Source organism: Arthrobacter sp. 2RAF22 (genome assembly GCF_052115325.1).
In the GTDB taxonomy this organism is placed as follows: domain Bacteria; phylum Actinomycetota; class Actinomycetes; order Actinomycetales; family Micrococcaceae; genus Arthrobacter.
Window position 1 is genome coordinate 166,930 of sequence record NZ_JBFRGL010000001.1, and the last position, 17,988, is coordinate 184,917.

The following is a 17,988-nucleotide window of genomic DNA, read 5'->3' on the forward strand; positions in this document are numbered from 1 at the left end:
CCACCTAAAAACCTGCCGGGTTAATCATCATAACGCATCGCGGCACCCGAACATTCCGGGACACGCTTTGGCTGCCTACCCGCGTGGCGGCCTGGGGGAAATCAACGGCGGTTGCGCTCGCGCAGTTCGCGGAGCGATTCGCGCTTGTCCTGCTGCTCACGCAGGGTCTGCCGCTTGTCGTAATCTTTCTTGCCTCGAGCCAAGGCGATCTCGACTTTGGCGCGTCCATCCAGGAAGTACAGCTGGAGCGGCACTACGGTCAGCCCGGTCTCGCGGATCTTGCCGGAGATCTTGTTGAGTTCCTCGCGGTGAAGCAACAGCTTCCGACGGCGGCGCGCGGCGTGGTTGGTCCAGCTCCCCTGGTTGTACTCAGGGATATGGATGCCCTCCATCCATAACTCGTCATTGTAGAAGGTGCAGAAACCGTCGACCATCGATGCATGGCCTTCACGCAGGGACTTTACTTCGGTTCCCATGAGGGCAATGCCGGCCTCATAGGTATCCAATATGTGGTAGTCATGCCGAGCCTTGCGATTGGTGGCCACTACCTTACGGCCACTTTCCTTGGGCACGGTAGAACTCCTTGGTTGTCGAAGAATCACACTAGTCTACGCCAGCAGATCCCTGTCGTGTGGGCTACAAAAGGTTCATCGGGTCAACAGCCTGCCCATTAACCCAGGTTTCAAAGTGCACGTGGCAACCGGTGGAGTTGCCCGTGGTACCTGAATAGGCAATGAGCTGACCTTGACTCACTTGCTGTCCGGAGGAAACCACCACGCTGGTGTTGTGGTAATAAACCGTGGTCAGGGAATCACCATTGATGACTCCGTGCGATATCTTGACACGGTTGCCACCGCCGTCGTTGCCCCAACCTGCAGAAAACACCGTGCCTGCAGCGGCTGCGTATACCGGCGTTCCGCAGGGGGCACCGAAGTCGATGCCCGTGTGCATATAGCCGCCCTGGCCGTAGAAATCGATGGTTCCAGGCGGCGTCGCACGCCAACCGAAGCCTGAGGTGATCGGGATGTTCGCAGGCACCGGGTGAATCAGGCCGAAGTTCGAGCGCGGGTTGCTCGCCGGTGGGACAAAAGGCTGCGGGGCTGCCTGGTTTTGCGCCTGGGCCGCGGCCGCCGCGGCTGCGGCGAGGCGCTGCTGTTCGGCCAACCAAGCTTCGCGCAGTTTACGGTCACGTTCCGAGATTTCCGCGGCGACGGCGTCCTGGTTCGCCTTCACTTGCTGGAGTTGGGCTTGGATCCCGGGTTTGACTGCTTGAAGCTGGGCGTTGAGACGAGTGGTGTCGGAGATGAGTTTGTCCACCTCCGCCTTCTTGGCAGCGGCGTCATCCCGGGCTGCCTTCTCACGCTCAAGTGCGGCGTCCGCCTTTGCCTTGAGATCGCGGATTTCCTGTTCGACGGCGGTGAGCCGGGCCTGGGAGTTCACGTTCGTCGCGCTCTGCTGCGTCAATTTCGTCATCGCGGCGTTCTGGCTGCGCATCGCTTGGTTGGCGAGGTCCATGGTTTCCGTGAGGTTGCCGCCGTCGTTCGATCCGAACAGCAAAGCGACGTTCGTTGGAACCCCTCCGGATTTATACGCCTGCGCCGCGATCTGGCCGATGAGCTTCTTGGTATCGGTGATCTTTTGCTTGTCGTTTTCCAGTTGCTGGGTGATCTGGGCTTTACTCTGCTGCGCCAGATCCACGCGGGCGGCCAAGGCATCAGCCTCCTTGACTGCTGTGGCAACCTTGCCCTGGGCTTCGAGGAGTGCCTGCTGCGCTCCCGGAAGCTGTCCTTGGTAGACCACAAGGTCGCCGGCCGCCTTGGCGATGTTGGCGTCGACGAATTCCAGCGACTGCTGCACACGCGCCGATTCCGCGTTGAGGGCAGCCTGTTGGTCATCGAGATTGTCAGCGTGCGCCCCGGGCGCGGTGCCGAGGCTCGCGGCGAGTGCAATGGCCAGCACGGAACCGGCGACCTTCGCCCGGCCGCTCACTTTGCGCAGCTGCAGCGCAGCCTGGTACTTCCGTGTCATCGGCTGTCCTGTTCGCCCGGGATCAGTGCTCTTCATGGCTAGACCTTGAGATATCGGCGGAGGGTCAGGAGCGACGATATCCCGGCCAGGCCACCGCCCAACGCTATCAGGACCGGCGCAATCACAAGTACCTGGGTCGAGGAAATAAACGGAGTGTTCAGGAACTGCCGCGACAAGTCTCCGTTGAGCCAGAACTGGGCCACCAGCCACAATGTGCCTGAGGCCAGGACTGCACCCACGACGGCGGCGATGACGCCCTCGAGGATGAACGGCAGTTGGATGACGGTCTTCGATGCTCCAACGAGGCGCATGATGCCTGTCTCCCGTCGCCGGCTGAACGCGGACAGCCTGATGGTCGTGGTGATAAGCAGGACTGCACAGAAGATCATGACTCCCGCCACCACCATTGCCGCCACAGAGGCACCGTTCATCCACTCAAAGATCCGTTCAAGGACCTGGCGCTGATCGCTCACGGTCTCCACCCCGGCCTGGGACGAGAACGTTTCGCTGATGATCTGGTACTTCTGGGGGTCCTTCATGTTGATTCGGAAAGACGAAGGAAGCTGGTCCTGGGTTACCGAATCAACGATCGGAGAGTTGGAGAACTGTTCCTTGAAGTGCTTGAACGCATCGGCTTGCGATTCGAACTGGTAGTCGGTGATGTACTGCTTGACAGCCGGCGAATCGAGCATTTTGGCCAGATTGGCCTGCTGCTCCTTGGTGACCGCACCCGAGGCACATCCGGTCGACGTCGAGGAGTCGTTGCAGAGGAAGATGGCGACCTGGACTTTGTCATACCAGTAGCCCTTCATCTGGTTGATCTGCATCTGCAGCATTCCGGCCGCACCAACAAAGGTGAGCGAGACAAAAGTCACCAGGACGACGGAAATCACCATTGACAGGTTCCGGCGCAGACCGCTGCCGATCTCGCCCAGGATAAAAGCGAGCCTCACTGCTGGACCCCCTGCGCGCGGTCGATTTCCGCATCGCTCGCGTCCTTCATCCGCCGGGACTCTCCCACTACCGGAATCATCGAGGTGTAGAGGGCCCTTGCCTCATCGCGGACCACCACTCCGTTCCGGAGCTCCACCACGCGCTTGCGCATCTCGTTCACAATGTCGTCGTCGTGCGTCGCCATGACCACAGTGGTGCCGTTCTGGTTGATCTTGTCGAGAACGCCCATAATGCCCATCGAGGTAATGGGGTCCAGGTTTCCGGTGGGTTCGTCCGCCAGCAGGATGCCGGGACGGTTGACGACGGCGCGGGCGATGGCCACGCGCTGCTGCTCACCACCGGACAGCTCATGCGGCATGCGACGTTCCTTGCCTTCAAGCCCAACAGTCTTCAGYACTTCCGGAACCGTCTCGCGGATGATGCTGCGGCTTTTTCCGATCACCTGCATGGCGAAGGCAACGTTGGCGAAGACATTCTTCTGCGGCAACAGGCGGAAGTCTTGGAAAACGACACCGATTCCGCGGCGAAGTTTGGGGACCCGCCAGCTTGAAATGTTGGCCACGTTCTGGCCCGCGACGTAGACGGAACCGGATGTTGCCCGGTCTTCCTTCAGAATGAGTCGTAGAAACGTCGACTTGCCGGAACCCGAGGCCCCGACGAGGAAGGTGAATTCTCCACGGTCAATCTCAAGGTTGACAGCATCCAGCGCCGGACGGGCATTGGGGTCGTAGACCTTGGTGACATTCTCAAATCGGATCATGACTCTTCAGAACCCCGCCGGACATGCCACGTTCGACCAGTCCAACCGCCAGCGCACGGGCTTTCATTGGGGGAAGTTGAGCGCCGGCTCTTCGACTATACGCACGCTCCGCGATGGAATCGCGGGCTTGGCGCGGTGTGTCGCCCAATCAAGTAATCAGCCCGGGCGCCTTATCCCTCGGCGTTGCGGTTACCTGTGCGCCAGCGAATCCCTGCGTCAATGAAGTCGTCGATGTCGCCGTCGAACACCGCAGACGTGTTGCCCACTTCGTGCTCAGTCCGCAAGTCTTTGACCATCTGGTACGGATTGAGCACATACGAACGCATCTGGTCCCCCCACGATGCCTTCACGTCACCTGCGAATGCCTTCTTCTCGGCATCTTCCTGCTCCTTTTTCAGGAGGAGGAGCCTTGATTGGAGCACGCGCATCGCGGCTGCGCGGTTCTGCAACTGGGACTTCTCGTTCTGCATGGAGACGACAATCCCTGTGGGGATATGGGTCAAACGTACTGCGGAGTCCGTCGTGTTGACGGACTGCCCGCCAGGGCCGGAAGAGCGGAAGACATCGACGCGGATCTCGTTGTCCGGAATGTCGATCGAGTCGGTCTGCTCAATGAGCGGGATGACTTCGACGGCGGCAAAGGACGTCTGTCGCCGTCCCTGGTTGTCGAACGGGCTGATCCGGACAAGCCGGTGCGTCCCGGCTTCGACGCTGAGGGTACCGAAAGCGTACGGCGCTTTGACCTCGAAAGTAGCCGATTTGAGGCCGGCCTCTTCGGCGTACGATGTGTCCATCACGGTAGTCGGGTAGCCATGGCGTTCTGCCCAGCGCAGGTACATGCGCATGAGCATTTCGGCGAAGTCCGCCGCATCAACACCGCCGGCGCCCGCACGAATCGTGACGACGGCCTCGCGTTCGTCGTATTCGCCCGAGAGCAGGGTAACCACTTCAAGTTCCTTGAGGGCCTTACGGATTGATTCGAGTTCCGTGGCCGCCTCCACCATGGAGGCGTCGTCGTCCTCGTCCTGGCCGAGCTCGACAAGGACCTCAAGATCGTCGATGCGGCCCGTCAGCCTGTTCAACCGTTCAAGCTCCGACTGCCGGTGGGACAACTTGGACGTAATTACCTGGGCGGCAGCTGGATCGTCCCAGAGGTTCGGTTCACCAGCCCGCTCGCTCAGTTCTGCGATCTCTTCCTTGAGCTTCTCGACATCGGAAACCTGTTCGATGGAGCGGTAAGTGGAGCGAAGCGCGCGGATTTCTGCGGGAAAGTCAATCTGAGCCATGGTTGTTCCAGAGTACGCCATCCGTTGACGGCCTTGGCACGGAGCCTGGACGTGTGACGCTTGAAAATCAGCGGGTCAGCCGGGAACGCGCAGTGGAACGGGCTTCGATCGGAACACCGTCGGGAAGCAGAAAGCTGACCACAGGCGGATGGGCAACCGCGCTGAGCACCACTTCGGCCGTGGTGTTGTCCGGACTCCCGGTACCCGGGCCGACGGCAAGTTGATCGAACCGTGAATGGGCGCCGTTTTGGCTGAGGTATGACTCGGTAATACCTCTTACCCGCGCGCTGTTGAGGACGGCCGACGGCGTTTCGGCGCCGCTGTCCACTTGGCCGAGGGCATAGCTGTCCGCGGCCGCCACAGAAGCTCCGTCCGCCACGGAGAGGAGCTTCTTATGTTCGATGTAGATGGCCGAGGCCGCAGCAACGACCGTTGCAAGCAATAACGCGACCACGACATAGCCGATGGTCAAGACCATCAAATGGCCGCCTTCCGCCTCTGATTTTCGGGATAGCAGGATGTCCGTCTTCGCGGGAAGACCTCTCACCGGAACCGCCCGACGATTTGCGTAGCCGACGCACTCAGATTCGCGGCGTCCAGATTCAGGGTGTCTCCAAAGGGCAGCATGGGCAACGGCACCGTGAGCTTGACCGTCACCGTCACCGCAGCGCCGGCGGACAGGCAATCGCCGCGGTCGCACGCGATGTCGACATTTGCCCGCTCCGCGGAATGGCCATAGTCGGCAAGGGCCAGAAGGGCAGCCTGTTCAGCGGCGACGCGCCCTTGGGAGGTGTCCTTCTGCATGACATAGACCTTGGCGGCTTGGTCCGCGGCCCCCACGACGGCGAAGGAGCCGCCCTGGATCTGTCCAATTGTGACGATGAAATAGACCACGGGAACCATGAGTAGGAGGGACAGGAGGATGAACTCGACCACCGCGCTTCCCGTTTCAGAGGCACACGGAGGGCCGGTAGGTTCCCGGCCCTCCGCCGCCGGCCCCTCCGCCGCCGGCAGGCAGACCACCTCCCTGAAGCGGGAGAGCGCTGCACGGCCAGGATCAACCTGAAGTCGCAGCATGGCCCCTCACCTCCAGCCCTGCTACGGGACCAATCAGTCCGATAACTGGCAATGGTGCACGGACTGTCACCTCCAAGGTGCGGATTCCCTGGGAGCTGGCCTCCGATGTCGAGATGTCCCGGGCAAAGTCCGCGTTGAGCGCCGTTCCGATCAGCTCTGCTGTGCGCTCACGGGCATCGGACGATGTCCTGTCGGCGAGAGTGCCGTAACGGGCTCCGGACGAGGCCGCATCAATGAGCGTATTGCGCACGTGCAATATGAGGGTCAGTTGAATGACAGCGAGGAAGAATACCGTCAACAGGCCGCCGACCAGCACAAAATCCACGACGGCGGAGCCGCGTTCATCGCCCCTGCCGACCCTCACGCCACTGCCATCTTCCGCTACCCGGCTGCGGAACGGCATGGACTTACTTTCCGACCTTGCTCATCGCCTGGTTGAAGAGTCCTTCCAGTGCCGGGCCGGCCAGCGCCAGCAGGCCCGCGACAAGTGCGGCGGACATCAGGGTGATCATGACCCAACCTGGTACATCGCCCCGCTCCGGATGATCGTCGTCGGGGACCGGACACTTGTGCAGGTTGGTTCCAAGCGCTGATCTGGACGACGGGAGTGTCCACAGCTGCCACAGCAAGAGTCCTGAAGCGGATAGGCCTTCGCGTCCGAGCTTTTTCATTTTCACCATTTCATCTTCCCCATTTCATCTTTCCCATTTCATCTTTCCCAATTCCTTATGCAGGAATCCATTGTGATCCGTGCTGTCTTGGTATTCAGGCAGACGCCCATGTGACGGATGTGAAAAGGCTTGACTGAGATTCGTCATTAGAAGCCAAGATCCAACGCGGCCAAGCCCGGATAGACCGCGAAGATCACCGTGAGGGGCAGGACGCCGAAAACCAGCGGGACCATCATGGCGATTTCCTTGCGGCCCGCCGCTTCCATCAGTTCCCGCTTGGCTGAATCGCGGACATCCGCAGCTTGGGCCCGCAAAACATCGGCCAAGGGAGTTCCGCGTTCGACGGCAACGACAATTCCATCCACGAACCGAACAAGCGGGCCGAGCTCGGTTCGTCCCGAAAACTCGTGCAGGGCTTCGATCAGGGGCGTGCCGGCCCGGGTGGCGGCCAACAGCAGGGCAAACTCCTTCGCCAGTTCGCCGCGGGCTGTGCGACACACTCGATCGAGGGCACCGCTGGCGCTCTCCCCCGCACCTACCGCAAGAGCCATCAACTCGGCAAGGCTCGGGAATTCCGCCAGCATCCGCCTTTCCCTTCGTTTGATCTGCACCCGGAGCATGTAGTCGCGGAAAAGAAACCCTGCCAGTGCACAAACCTGGACCGTAGCAACCGCGGGCACCGGACTGAACCGACCCCCGGTGGCATTCCCGACCACCACGACGAGCGCCGTGGCGAAGCCCGCGGCGGCCCACAGCAGTTGCTCCGCGCGGAAGTCCAGCGCGGACTTTCCAGAACCGGCCTTTGCCAGCTTTTTGTTGAGGGATGTGGTCCCCAGGTTGAACTTCGCCAGGTAGCCGAGGGCGTCGCGAAAAACCGGCCGCAGGATGCGCTCCAAGGGGCCGAACGGTGCGATGTCCGAGGGTGCGGAGAGCAGGCGCGATTCGAGGTTCTGGGACCTGAGTTGCGGCTCGATGCGCTCCACGAACCGAATCGCCCGCATGAATGGCATGCGAACAAAGATGAGCCACAATCCGGCTCCCAAAAGAAGTCCGCAGAATGCAGCCAAGGCAGTCGGCCCAGTCATCGAAGGACCCTTTCATCTTCAGGAAGGGCGGCGATGCGCAGCATCACCCAATAGCAGAAGGCCGAGACCAACAATCCGCCTCCAAGAACGCTGGCTCCGGCCGCCGAGTTATACGCGGCAACGGCTTCCGGCCGGCTGGCCAGCAACATCAGGACGATCCATGGGGCGGCAACGGCCAGGCGAGCACCATTGATGGTCCATGATTGTCGCGCCTCAAGCTCGCTGCGAGTCCTCGCGCTCTCACGAAGGAACTCGGCAAGAGTTCCCAAAAGGCGGCCCAGATCGGATCCGCCCACGTCCCGGGTCAGCCTGAGCGCCTCAATGATCCGGTCGGCAACGGGATCGGCCAAACGCTCCTTTAGTTTGCTCAACGCCGCATCGAAATGGCCGCCGGAACGGTAGTCCGCGGCAAACTCGCGGAAGAGAGCCCGCAGCTCTTCGGGACCTTTGTCTCCGAGCTGGATAAGCGCCTCGGGCAGCGAAAGCCCCGCACGGATCGCCGAGCGCAAATGGTCGACGACATCGGGCCAGAGCTCCCGGAGCATGGCGGTCCGCTTGCGCGCCCGCCAACTGACAACGGCCGAGGGAAGCCACATACCGAACAAGCCGAAGCACGCTGCGATCGAGAACGACGCGGTCATGATGTAGATCACCAGTGCGGCGAAAAGGCCCAATCCGAGGCGCGATGCGATGAATCCCCCGCCGCTCACTTTTTCGATCCCGGCCGTGAGCAACAAGGACTCAAGGCGTTTAGGTTTTGGCTCCTTGACGGCAAGCGGGTCTTGTTCCCATGCCGACCACCAGATGAGGAAGACACCCAGCCCGCAGAGAACGCCTAGCAGCGGCGCCATTAGAAGTGCCCCAGGAGCGCGGCGACGTCAAATCCGGCCCGGGCGAATTTCTCGGCGGCCGGCATGGAATTCGACGTGGCTTGGAGCCGGCCGTCCTGCATCGTGAATACCTTGGACGACTCGATGATGCCGTTCTCCACGCGTCGCCCCAGCGAAAGGATCTCGGTGACTTGCCGGCGACCGTCCGCGTGGCGGCTGCAATGAACCACGAGATCGATGCATGAGGCCACGGTTGGAACGACGAACGCACTTGAGATGTTCCCGCCGGCCAGCAGCGGCAAGGTGCAAATCTTGGTCACGGCGTCATGGGCCGAGTTGGCGTGGACGGTGCACATGCCCGGCAAGCCCGAATTCAACGCAATCAGCATGTCCAGGCTTTCGGCTTCCCGGACCTCGCCCACCACGAGACGATCCGGCCGCATACGAAGAGCCTCTTTGACGAGCCGGCGGAGGGGAATTTCGCCTTGGCCCTCAAGGTTTGGCTGGCGACACTGAAGGCCAACGACGTCGCGTAGCGGGAAGTGAAGTTCAAAGATCTCTTCGACGGTGATGACCCGCTCGCGGGAGCCGATATTGGCTGCCAAGCAGTTGAGCATTGTGGTCTTTCCGGCCTGGGTGGCTCCTGAGACGAGAATGTTCAATCCACTGGCGACCGCGGCTCCCAGGAACCGGGCTGACTCGGGCGTCAACGTCCCCAACTCCACGAGATGCTCGAGCCGGGTTGCCTTGACCACAAATTTGCGGATATTCACGGCCCAATGGCGGCGGGTGACGTCGGGAATGACGACGTGGAGCCGAGAGCCATCGGGCAGGGCCGCGTCCACAAAAGGTGAGGAGAGGTCGAGCCTCCGCCCGGAACTCTTGAGCATCCGCTCGACGAGGTCGCGAACCTGCTGCTCGGTGAGGCTGATCGAGGTAAGTTCTGATTCGCCGTTCCTGGCAACGTAAACCTCGTTTGGGAAAAAGGCGCGTTATATGTTTCTCTGTAGCGCTCCCTTACGGGCTATCCGGCCCTTCGGTTTCCCTGCGATAGTCAGTCAATCGCTGGTGGCGTTCCGAGTTTCGTAGCTTGCGCTCCGAAGCTTCTAGGAAGACAAGCTCCGCTTCAATGGCTGCCAAGGCAGCCCGCACCTGACTATCCTGGACATCGCTGACCTCCGAGCCGTCGAGGTAAATTTCCCTCAGCTTTGTCAAAAGCGCAAGGCGATGCTGACGCGCCATGTAGTCGCGTTTGGTTTTGAACAAGCGGAAGTCTTCGCGCTGGTGGCTGCTTGCCTCCGCTTCTGGCTCTATCTCTTCACTTCTCAGGCGTAGTTCATTGAGCTCCCGCTCAGCGTTGCTGATAACTCGATCGCGAATCAGCTGTCGCTCCCGGAAATCATTCTTAAGTATCCGGTCTAGTGCAGCAGCAGCTCTTTCGTCAGACACCGAGGTAACGTCCGCGAGTGCGCCAGCCAACTCGTCACCACTTCGAGTGACTTTTGCCCTGTCCGTCAACTCTTTGAAGAAATCACGACCAGAGTAAAAAACAATCTCTTGCCCGGTCACGGCGCGGAACTCCTGTATGAGCTCAGGGCGCGGTCCGACGATGTCATCACCATTGATCTTTAGCCACCAGTCGGCTTTGTTGTCCTCGGTAGCAATTATGATGTCCTTGGAATGCGATTGGGCGTAATCCAAGACTTGCTGCCAAAGAAGATAATCACCATACTCTTCACCGGCAGGCTTTCTTCCTCGGTCCTCATAACCTGGAGGGATTAGGTCATCAAATCGTTGCTTGGCAGTGGCAGTCAACGCCTCCAGCTGTTCCGGGGACGGAGGGTCTCCGACTCGGCCATCGAAGAGTTCCGTGATGAGGTCAAGCAACTTGTCGCGAGAATTGACGTGGGTCTCAGCCGACAGCTGAGTAAGTTCCGTTTCAAGCGCCGCGATTGCCTCGTCCGTCTTTTCAACGAGTTCCGTTTCGACCGGCGAAGATTCAAGTTTGGACTTGAGGGTATTGCTTTGAATCTTGTTCTTAAAACTTTTCAGGTCCTTAATACGGTCCTTATGCCCCTTAGTCGTTTCGGCACGCACTGTCGGGCGATTCCTGTGGAATTCGAGAGCTACCTGGTATGGGAGCCATAGTCGAGGACCGTATTTTCTCAATGAGCGCAAATAGAGGTCGGTGGTTTTAGCGTGGTATTTGTAGAGATCGAGGACCACGTTGGTGTCCATAACGATGTGAGCCGAAGCCCACATGCTATCTTCCTCTTTCTTGGTTGGCCTGTAGTAGCCCTTAAACTTTTCTCGCAACGCTGTTTCCCCTTGTTGGTGCTTCCCTCCGTGAGGTCGAGCATACGACACAAGAATGTTCGTTGCCCCCGATCTTGTATGTTTTGCGCATGGATGAACTGATCAAGCAAGGCCAGTGGTGGTGGTTGCTAGTCGTGCCCGTCGCCACTGGCGGTTTCGCTCTCTTCGGAAGCTGGTGGGGGTCTAGGTTAGGCAAGACCACAGAGCATGAGCAGTGGCTCCGCAACGAGAAGGTTGAAACGTACAGCCAATACGTGGAGAGCCTTCGACGCCTTGATCATTTGCTCAGCAGTGTGATTATTGGCGCAATGAGTCTGGATGATGCCCTAAAGAGCGACTTTACGGGAGCCAGTCGGTTGCGCCTGATTAGCCCTAAGTCCGTCCGCGAAGCGGCAATGGATCACAACAAGAGCCGCCAAGCCGTGGTGCAGTTCCTACTCGGAAGCTCCAAAGAAGATTCACAAGCACCGGCGTTCAATGATGCAGTCAATAGATTGGACGAGGCACGGAGCCACCTAACCGAAATCATGCGGCGAGATCTCAGCATCACTGACAGATGACAAAACTCTCCCGCCACCAGTGGAGGGTAGCGGGACGCCGCAACTCCGAGCATGATTCAGGTATCCGAGGCAGGGGAAGGACTGATCGCATTGGGTTTCATTTTTCGGAAGCGTGTCCGTTTGGGCAAGTCGGGCCACGTCAATATCTCCAAGTCGGGGGCGTCCGTCTCCGAACAACTCGCGCCGGTGACGGTGAACAGTCGCGGCCGGGTCACTGTGCGGCTACTGCCCGGCCTGTCCTTCCGGTTCGGTGGACGGCGACGCCGCTAGTGCGGCTTGGCTACGACCAATGACCGGAATTGTTACAGGTCTTGACGCCCCCGCATGGACCACCCACCCGCTTAGGTAGCAGTGGTCCCCGGGGTGGCAATACAGGCCCGCTTTGGGGAATATGGTCGTCGCCGAGTGCGGACGGACAGACACAGCCGTGAACGGTTAGCGGTCAGCGACGCCAAAGCTTTCAGGCGCCGGTCGCTGTCCCCACCGTCTTTGCTTGGTCGATCCGGCCCTCGCAGGTAGCGGCCTTGTGGGATCGGTCTAACCGGCAACCTAGCGGGCCGTGTACCCGCGCCCACGACTAAGACCGTCAGCCCTCACCGCCCCCCCACGGTGAGGGCTGATTCGTGTTTAACGAACGCGACATCCTCGCGGAACGCTAGGAATCATCCATCTTGCGAGAGCGACGTCATTCGGAATTCCCGAAGGACGCGAGCAACTTCTGCCGCTGTCCAGTTCTTGCCGTCGACATTTCGCCGGAACTCGACAAGAGCGTTCAGTAGCTGCGCGCTGGCTGACATCAGCAGCTGGTCCGCAACGCGCGGCGTCAACGTTCCGGGCACCTCCCCGTTGAGCGTCCGGAAGGTGAGATGCCTAAAAACAATCCGCCAGCTGAAGAGCTCGGTCCAAAGGGGTTGATCGACTGCCGTGTGGAGTTCGAACCGCATCCTTTCGATTCCATTAGCGATCCTGCTGCAGACTTCAAGGCGGCTGCTGAGGTCACCCGGCCGATTCTGTAGTTCTTGGACCGCGACTATCAGCTCGGCTCGCGCGGCAAGCTCACGCTGCTTGGATGCCTCACCCGCCTGGGCCTCCAGCTGTGTTTCCAGGGCGTGCGCCTGTGCCTTGAGCTGGGCGTCAAGCGACGCAGACTGAGCCACAAGCTGAGCGTCGAGGTGCTTCCGCTGCGTTCTCAACGTCCAGAAAAGCACCCCGACTGCGATCAGGGCGCTGAGCGCAGCCCCGACAAACCCACCCAACAGGATCCCCCATTGGTGCTGGGTGAACAGCCATGGGTCAGGAATGAAATCCGTCAGCATGTCTATGACAGTAGACCACGCACCGGGAAGCCGTACCAGCCGCGTACCCGACGTCAGTGACTACAGAGCAGCCCGTCGTCATCTTTGGATGGCGGAGGCTGATTTCGTGTTTGACGCTCTCTGGGGTCAAGCCGCCGACGGCGGACCTTGGACGCTCTCACCCAGATTTTCTTTGCGGCCGTCGAAGTAGCCCATCGGCAAGGGCACCGACACCAGCACATGTGATTGCGTCCACCCTTATGCGAACGCAGCCGCCTCGTCGCGTTCGCCATTGTCGTAGTCCAGCATCACGAACACGGGCAGCGACTCCCCGGCGATCCACCTGGGGCGCCACAGGGGTGGGAGCAGGGGAACGCTGCGGCTTCCAGAACTTCTTTTCCTCGACAGCTAGAGTCTGGCATCGCGGGCAGACAGAGAGCACCGGTAGAGGACTCAGGCGGCCGGCTGGATGAGTTCGGGGCCGTTGTTCCGCACGTAATTGACCTTGTCACTGACAACGCGGGGCACGAGGTGAGGTTCCGGCATGGAATCCAGCAAGGCGCGGACGTCAGCCTCGGCTGTCGTCTCAGGGTCAAGCCAGTCCGAGAACATGTCAGGCGGCACGATCAGCGGTGTGCGGTCATGGATATGGCCCAGCGCGTCGGAGGCCGCCGTCGTGATGATCGTGGCGGTCCGCAGCCACTTGTCGGGGTGTCCGTCCGGCAGGGCCGGGTCCGGCCAGTTCTCGAACAATGCCGCGAAGGCTAGGGTCTGGTCATCGGCACCGTGCAGATACGTCGGGATCTTCCCGCCATCCGGGATCTTCTCCCACTCGTAATAGCCGTCACCAGCGAGCAGTCCTCGCCGGGCGGCCGCGGCCTTCCGGAAGGACGGTTTTTCGGTGACAGTTTCCATCCTTGCATTGATGAGCCGCGCCCCGCCTTTGGTGTCTTTCGCCCACGATGGCACCAATCCCCAGCGGGCACTGACCAGCTTCCTCGTCACCGGGGCCCCTTTCCCTGCACTCCGGTCCAGGATCAACGGCACCGTGTCAGTCGGGGCGACATTGTAGGAAGGCTGGAGTTCATCAACATACGTCTCATGGACATGGAAGGCAGCCATCAGGTCGGCAGTCGATTTTGAAACAACGTAGCGTCCGCACATGACTTCATCATGCCCCAGAAGGTAATGACTGTCAGGCGTCCAGCTACGGCAGCCCCTGGCAAACGTGGATGCGTCGTTGCACCTGCAGCGTCAAAACCGCCCGCACATTCATGCCGACCTGTTGGTAGACCTCAATCGCCACCTTGGCGATTCGCGCAGCTTCGAATTGCTGGGCGCAACCTGAGCCATCCATCCATCTAAGCGACCATCTGGGTAGGACAGGCTCCGCCTTCTTTGGAACCGGCCTGAGAGTGGCCCCGGATTAGGTCACCCCTGAGCGGGGCCCGCTGCTCAGGAGGCTGCTGCCGTCCCTGGCATTGTGAGGGCCGCGAGGTCCCAGGCGTTGCTGGCTTGGAGGGACATGCCGCGTGGGCCGGTGCGGCGGGTGGTGCCTTCGATGAGCAGCAGGTTCGTGGAGAACAGGATGGGCGGGGCTACTTTTTCCTGGGCGTCGCTGAAGAACGTGGCGTCGACGCAGCCGGTGCCGTCGTCGATGCTGATGAAGACGACGCGTTTGCCGCCTCTCATGGGCGGTGTTTGGGTGGCGACCCGGATCCCCGCGACGAGGACCTTGCTCCCGTTGCGCAGGTGCAGGAGGTCTTGGGCTTTGGTGACGCCGAGCCGGTCCAGGAGCGGTTGGTAGGAGTCGATCAGGTGGTGGGTGACGTCCAGGGCCAGGATGTCGAGCTCTTCCCTCGTGATTTCCAGACCGGTCAGTTCGGGCACGTCGGCAGGAATGGCGGGGGCGTCGATGGCCGGGAGCGGGAGGGCGAGCTGGCCGGGGATGACCTGCAGCCGTTTGGCGGTGCGGGTGGCCTGGTTCCGTGCTGCGATCGCCGGGCGCGTCCGTTTGCTCTGCCCGGTGTAGAGGGTGTCCAGGGCCCCGACGAGGGCGAGGCTTTGCACGGTGGAGGCGCGCAGCCCGGCGCGTTCCTTCAGGTCGGCCATGGAGTCGAAGGGCCGTTCGGTGAGGATCCGGTGGATTTCCCGGGCCTGGATGCCTTTGACGTCGGCCAGGGACATGCGGATCCCGAGCCGCCTGTCCGGGGTTTGTTCGGTGACGTATTCGTCGGTGGAACGGTTGATGTCCAGGGGCAGGATGGGGATGCCGAGGCGGCGGGCTTCGGCGACGAGGAGGCGTTTGGGGTACATGCCGGGGTCGTGGGTCCAGAGCCCGGCCATGAACTGGACCGGGTAGTGGGTTTTCAGCCAGGCCGACTGGAAGGTGGGTTTGGCGAAGGCGGCGCCGTGGGCGCGGCAGAACCCGAAGGACCCGAAGCCTTTGACGACGCCCCAGACCTTTCCGATCACCTCGGGCGTGTAGCCGCGTTCGGCGGCTTTCTCGTGGAAGTACTTTTCGACGCCGGGGAGGCGGGTCTCGTCGGACAGGAAGCGCCGGAGCACGTCGGCGTAGGCGAGCCCGCAGCCGGTGAAGGTGTCGATGATCCGCATGAGTTGTTCGTGGAAGACCACGATCCCGTAGGTGTTCCGCAGGAAGGGTTCCAGGTCCGGGTGGAGCTGTTCGACGGTTTCCCAGCCTCCGCGACGGTTCAGGAACGGTTTGACCATGTCCGCCTGCATGGGGCCGGGGCGAAAGAGGCTGATGTCGGTGATCAGGTCATCAAAGACGGCGGGCTGGAGTTTGCCGACGAGTTCTCGCTGGCCCGGGGATTCGATCTGGAAACACCCCAGGGTGTGGGTGGAGCGGATGAGTTCGAAGGTCGGTTCATCGTCCAGGGGCACCGCTTCAAGGTCGACACTCTCCCCGGTGGTGCGTCGGATTTCGGCGACGGCGTAGGCCATGGCCGATTGCATCCTGACGCCGAGGACGTCGAGTTTGATCATGCCCATGGGGTCCATGTCGTGTTTGTCGTACTGGGACATGGGCAGGCCCATCCCGGACGGCTGCACCGGGGTGCGGTCCAGCAGGGAGGTGTCCGAGAGGATCACCCCGCAGGGGTGCATGGAGATATGCCGCGGCAACCGGTCCAGGCGCTCGGTGATGTCCACCAGCAGGTCCAGCTGCCGGCTGCCTTCCACCCGTTCGGCCAGGTCCCGGAGTTCGGGTTTCTCCGCCATGGCCTCCCTGAAGTGGGATGCGGAGAAGCGCCAGAGGTTTTTGGCGATCCCGTCGATGTCGCCAGGGTCCATGCCCAGGACCATGCCGGCGTCCCTCGCCGCACCGCGGGCACGGTAGCCGGACTGCATCGACATCAGGGTGACCCGTTCACGGCCGAAGCGGGCGAAGATCTCGTGGTAAATGTCGTGCCGGCGGGCGGATTCGACGTCGATGTCCACGTCGGGCAGGGTCCGGCGCCGCGTGCTGAGGAACCTCTCGAAGAGCAGGTCGTGGCGGATCGGATCCACGAACGAGATGCCCAGGGCGTAGTTGACCAGGGACCCGGCCCCGGATCCGCGGGCCGCGGAGCGGATCCCCATCTCCCGGATGAGCCGGGCGACCTCGGCAACGGTCAGGAAATAGGACGCGAACCCCAGATCGGCGATGGTGTCCATCTCCAACCGCAACCGCGCCTCCACCACCCCCAAAGCAGCGCGATCAGCGCCCGTGTAAAGGGTGTTGGCCCCGGCCCGGGCGCGTTCCCACAGGACCGCGAGTGGGTCGCCGGTGATGCCGATGATGGAGGCTTCGGGCATGACCGGCACCCCCCAGCCGGCGTCGCTGACGGGGTCGATCCGGCACCGGTCCGCCAGGGCCTCGGTCTCGGACAGCAGGGCTTTCGCGGCTCCGGCGCCGGCCTGCCCTACCGCGGCGATCTCGACGGCGAGGGCCTTCATCATCGGTCCGGGTTTGAGCCAGGCCTGGGCCGTGGGCTGGACCACGGCCTCGTCCAGGCGGCGCAGCGCCCGGGCGGCGTCAAGGATGTCCGCGGTGATCGCCCCGTCGGGCAGAACGTAACGGACGGCGTTGCTCAGCACCGCCTTCACCTTGGCCCGTCCGGCGAGGCGGAGCATCCGGGTGGCGTGGGTGTGGCTGAACGGCAGCCCGGGCGCGGACAGGTGGGAGACGACCTCGACCCGCATGGCTTCCCGAGGCAGGACTGCCACCCATTGTTCCATCAGGGCCATGCCGTCGCCGCGGGTCCCGACCTTGAGCCCGACGTCGGAGAGCGGCCCGAGCAGAACCGTCCCCACCGGGCCGGCATCGGTGAGAAGGCGCGCAGCGATCTCCGCTCGGGTCACCGCGACGGTCTTGCGGCCGTGGGCGGCCGAGACCAGCCGGCACAGGGCAGCGTACCCGGCGCCGCGGGTGTGCCCGTGGGCCAGGACCACGACCCGCCCGCCCACGGACCCGGTGTCGTCGAGGACGGCGAGCTCGACGCCGAGGATCGGATCGATACCGGCCGCAATGCACGCACCGATGTGTTTGGGGATCCCGTAGAGCCCGTCGCGGTCGGTCACGGCCAGGGCGTCCGCGCCCCCGGCCTTCGCCGCGGCCGCCAGAGTGTCCGGCCAGTCCACCCCGTAGTGGGCGGAAAACGCCGACGCGGCGTGCAGGTGGGTAAACATCAGGAGCTTCTAGCCGAGGATGCGGGCCAGCACCCAATCAGACTCGTCCCGAACCAGCTCGAACACCCGCTCGGCCGACCTGCCGCGGCCCGATGCCGTGATACGCCACGTCTCTGTCTCGAGCACCTGCGGGCCGATCCCCTTCTGGATACGGGCCTGTTCGACCCACCACGGGCGCCTCGTATAGAACCGCAAAGGGGTCTCGGTGCTCCGGTACTGCCGGTCCCGCCACTCAAACCCCAGAGGGCAACCGTCCGGAGTCGTCCGCACTAACACACGCTCATCAACATCCAGCACTAGAACATACCTTCTAATAGAAAAACTGTTAATAGAATATGCGTTCGACACTACATGCCGCCACCGACCGTTTGAGACTGGCCCTGGAACCACTGGCCTGACGCCCCAGTTCCAGTATCTGCCCGTCGCTGGCCCGC

The 17,988-nt window shown here is 61.9% G+C and carries 18 protein-coding genes and 1 pseudogene; 2 read left to right on the forward strand and 17 right to left on the reverse strand.

Annotation, left to right across the window (positions count from 1 at the left end):
• Positions 1-101: 101 nt before the first annotated feature.
• The 13 genes and pseudogenes from smpB to AB4068_RS00845 form a co-directional block, all read right to left on the reverse strand.
• Positions 102-572 carry an SsrA-binding protein SmpB gene (gene smpB / locus AB4068_RS00785; RefSeq protein WP_028264808.1) on the reverse strand — a complete coding sequence of 157 codons (471 nt, stop codon included), beginning with the start codon at positions 570-572 and terminating at the stop codon, positions 102-104.
• Between the two features lie 64 nt (positions 573-636).
• Complete coding sequence (locus tag AB4068_RS00790; RefSeq protein WP_441432449.1) at positions 637-2,028, reverse strand: peptidoglycan DD-metalloendopeptidase family protein; 1,392 nt, start codon at positions 2,026-2,028, stop codon at positions 637-639.
• A gap of 38 nt (positions 2,029-2,066) precedes the next feature.
• Positions 2,067-2,981, reverse strand: coding sequence for a permease-like cell division protein FtsX (gene ftsX / locus AB4068_RS00795; protein WP_059387584.1), 915 nt, complete (start codon positions 2,979-2,981; stop codon positions 2,067-2,069).
• The gene (gene ftsE, locus AB4068_RS00800; RefSeq protein ID WP_059387583.1) at positions 2,978-3,742 is read right to left on the reverse strand and encodes a cell division ATP-binding protein FtsE; all 765 of its coding nucleotides are present in this window, start codon (positions 3,740-3,742) and stop codon (positions 2,978-2,980) included. The genes ftsX and ftsE overlap by 4 nt, the downstream gene beginning before the upstream one ends.
• Before the next feature lie 170 nt (positions 3,743-3,912).
• Positions 3,913-5,028, reverse strand: a complete 1,116-nt coding sequence (prfB, locus tag AB4068_RS00805) for a peptide chain release factor 2 (protein WP_284988451.1) — start codon at positions 5,026-5,028, stop codon at positions 3,913-3,915.
• A gap of 67 nt (positions 5,029-5,095) precedes the next feature.
• Positions 5,096-5,506: a pilus assembly protein TadG-related protein gene (locus AB4068_RS00810; protein ID WP_059387582.1), complete on the reverse strand. Its 411-nt coding sequence runs from the start codon at positions 5,504-5,506 to the stop codon at positions 5,096-5,098.
• A gap of 65 nt (positions 5,507-5,571) precedes the next feature.
• Positions 5,572-5,964: a hypothetical protein gene (locus AB4068_RS00815; RefSeq protein WP_441432450.1), complete on the reverse strand. Its 393-nt coding sequence runs from the start codon at positions 5,962-5,964 to the stop codon at positions 5,572-5,574.
• 121 nt (positions 5,965-6,085) lie between these two features.
• Entirely contained in the window at positions 6,086-6,508 is a 423-nt protein-coding gene (locus AB4068_RS00820) for a TadE family protein (protein ID WP_441432451.1), read from the reverse strand.
• Between the two features lie 4 nt (positions 6,509-6,512).
• A complete protein-coding gene (locus AB4068_RS00825) occupies positions 6,513-6,776 on the reverse strand; it encodes a hypothetical protein (protein ID WP_307053579.1) in 264 nt (87 codons plus the stop codon).
• Positions 6,777-6,922: 146 nt separating this feature from the next.
• A complete protein-coding gene (locus AB4068_RS00830) occupies positions 6,923-7,861 on the reverse strand; it encodes a type II secretion system F family protein (protein WP_441432452.1) in 939 nt (312 codons plus the stop codon).
• Complete coding sequence (locus AB4068_RS00835; RefSeq protein WP_441432453.1) at positions 7,858-8,712, reverse strand: type II secretion system F family protein; 855 nt, start codon at positions 8,710-8,712, stop codon at positions 7,858-7,860. Before AB4068_RS00835 ends, AB4068_RS00830 begins: the two co-directional genes overlap by 4 nt.
• Positions 8,712-9,671: pseudogene (locus tag AB4068_RS00840) on the reverse strand (CpaF family protein); the annotation flags it as partial. The gene AB4068_RS00835 and the pseudogene AB4068_RS00840, both read right to left, overlap by 1 nt.
• Positions 9,672-9,708: 37 nt before the next feature.
• On the reverse strand, positions 9,709-10,953 hold the full coding sequence (locus AB4068_RS00845) for a PIN domain-containing protein (RefSeq protein WP_441432454.1): 1,245 nt from the start codon (positions 10,951-10,953) through the stop codon (positions 9,709-9,711).
• Between the two features lie 143 nt (positions 10,954-11,096).
• Here AB4068_RS00845 and AB4068_RS00850 point away from each other — a divergent pair, with 143 nt between their 5' ends.
• Both AB4068_RS00850 and AB4068_RS00855 read left to right on the forward strand, forming a co-directional pair.
• Complete coding sequence (locus AB4068_RS00850; protein WP_441432455.1) at positions 11,097-11,567, forward strand: hypothetical protein; 471 nt, start codon at positions 11,097-11,099, stop codon at positions 11,565-11,567.
• 51 nt (positions 11,568-11,618) lie between these two features.
• Positions 11,619-11,837 carry a DUF4236 domain-containing protein gene (locus AB4068_RS00855; protein ID WP_441432456.1) on the forward strand — a complete coding sequence of 73 codons (219 nt, stop codon included), beginning with the start codon at positions 11,619-11,621 and terminating at the stop codon, positions 11,835-11,837.
• A 392-nt stretch (positions 11,838-12,229) separates the two neighbouring features.
• On the opposite strand, the gene AB4068_RS00860 is transcribed toward AB4068_RS00855, so the two are convergent.
• The 4 genes from AB4068_RS00860 to AB4068_RS00875 form a co-directional block, all read right to left on the reverse strand.
• Positions 12,230-12,883, reverse strand: coding sequence for a hypothetical protein (locus tag AB4068_RS00860; RefSeq protein ID WP_441432457.1), 654 nt, complete (start codon positions 12,881-12,883; stop codon positions 12,230-12,232).
• Positions 12,884-13,315: 432 nt separating this feature from the next.
• Complete coding sequence (locus tag AB4068_RS00865) at positions 13,316-14,026, reverse strand: SOS response-associated peptidase (RefSeq protein ID WP_441432458.1); 711 nt, start codon at positions 14,024-14,026, stop codon at positions 13,316-13,318.
• Positions 14,027-14,317: 291 nt separating this feature from the next.
• Positions 14,318-17,557, reverse strand: coding sequence for a DNA polymerase III subunit alpha (locus AB4068_RS00870; protein WP_441432661.1), 3,240 nt, complete (start codon positions 17,555-17,557; stop codon positions 14,318-14,320).
• Between the two features lie 6 nt (positions 17,558-17,563).
• On the reverse strand, positions 17,564-17,944 hold the full coding sequence (locus AB4068_RS00875; protein WP_441432459.1) for a DUF6504 family protein: 381 nt from the start codon (positions 17,942-17,944) through the stop codon (positions 17,564-17,566).
• Between the last annotated feature and the right edge of the window lie 44 nt (positions 17,945-17,988).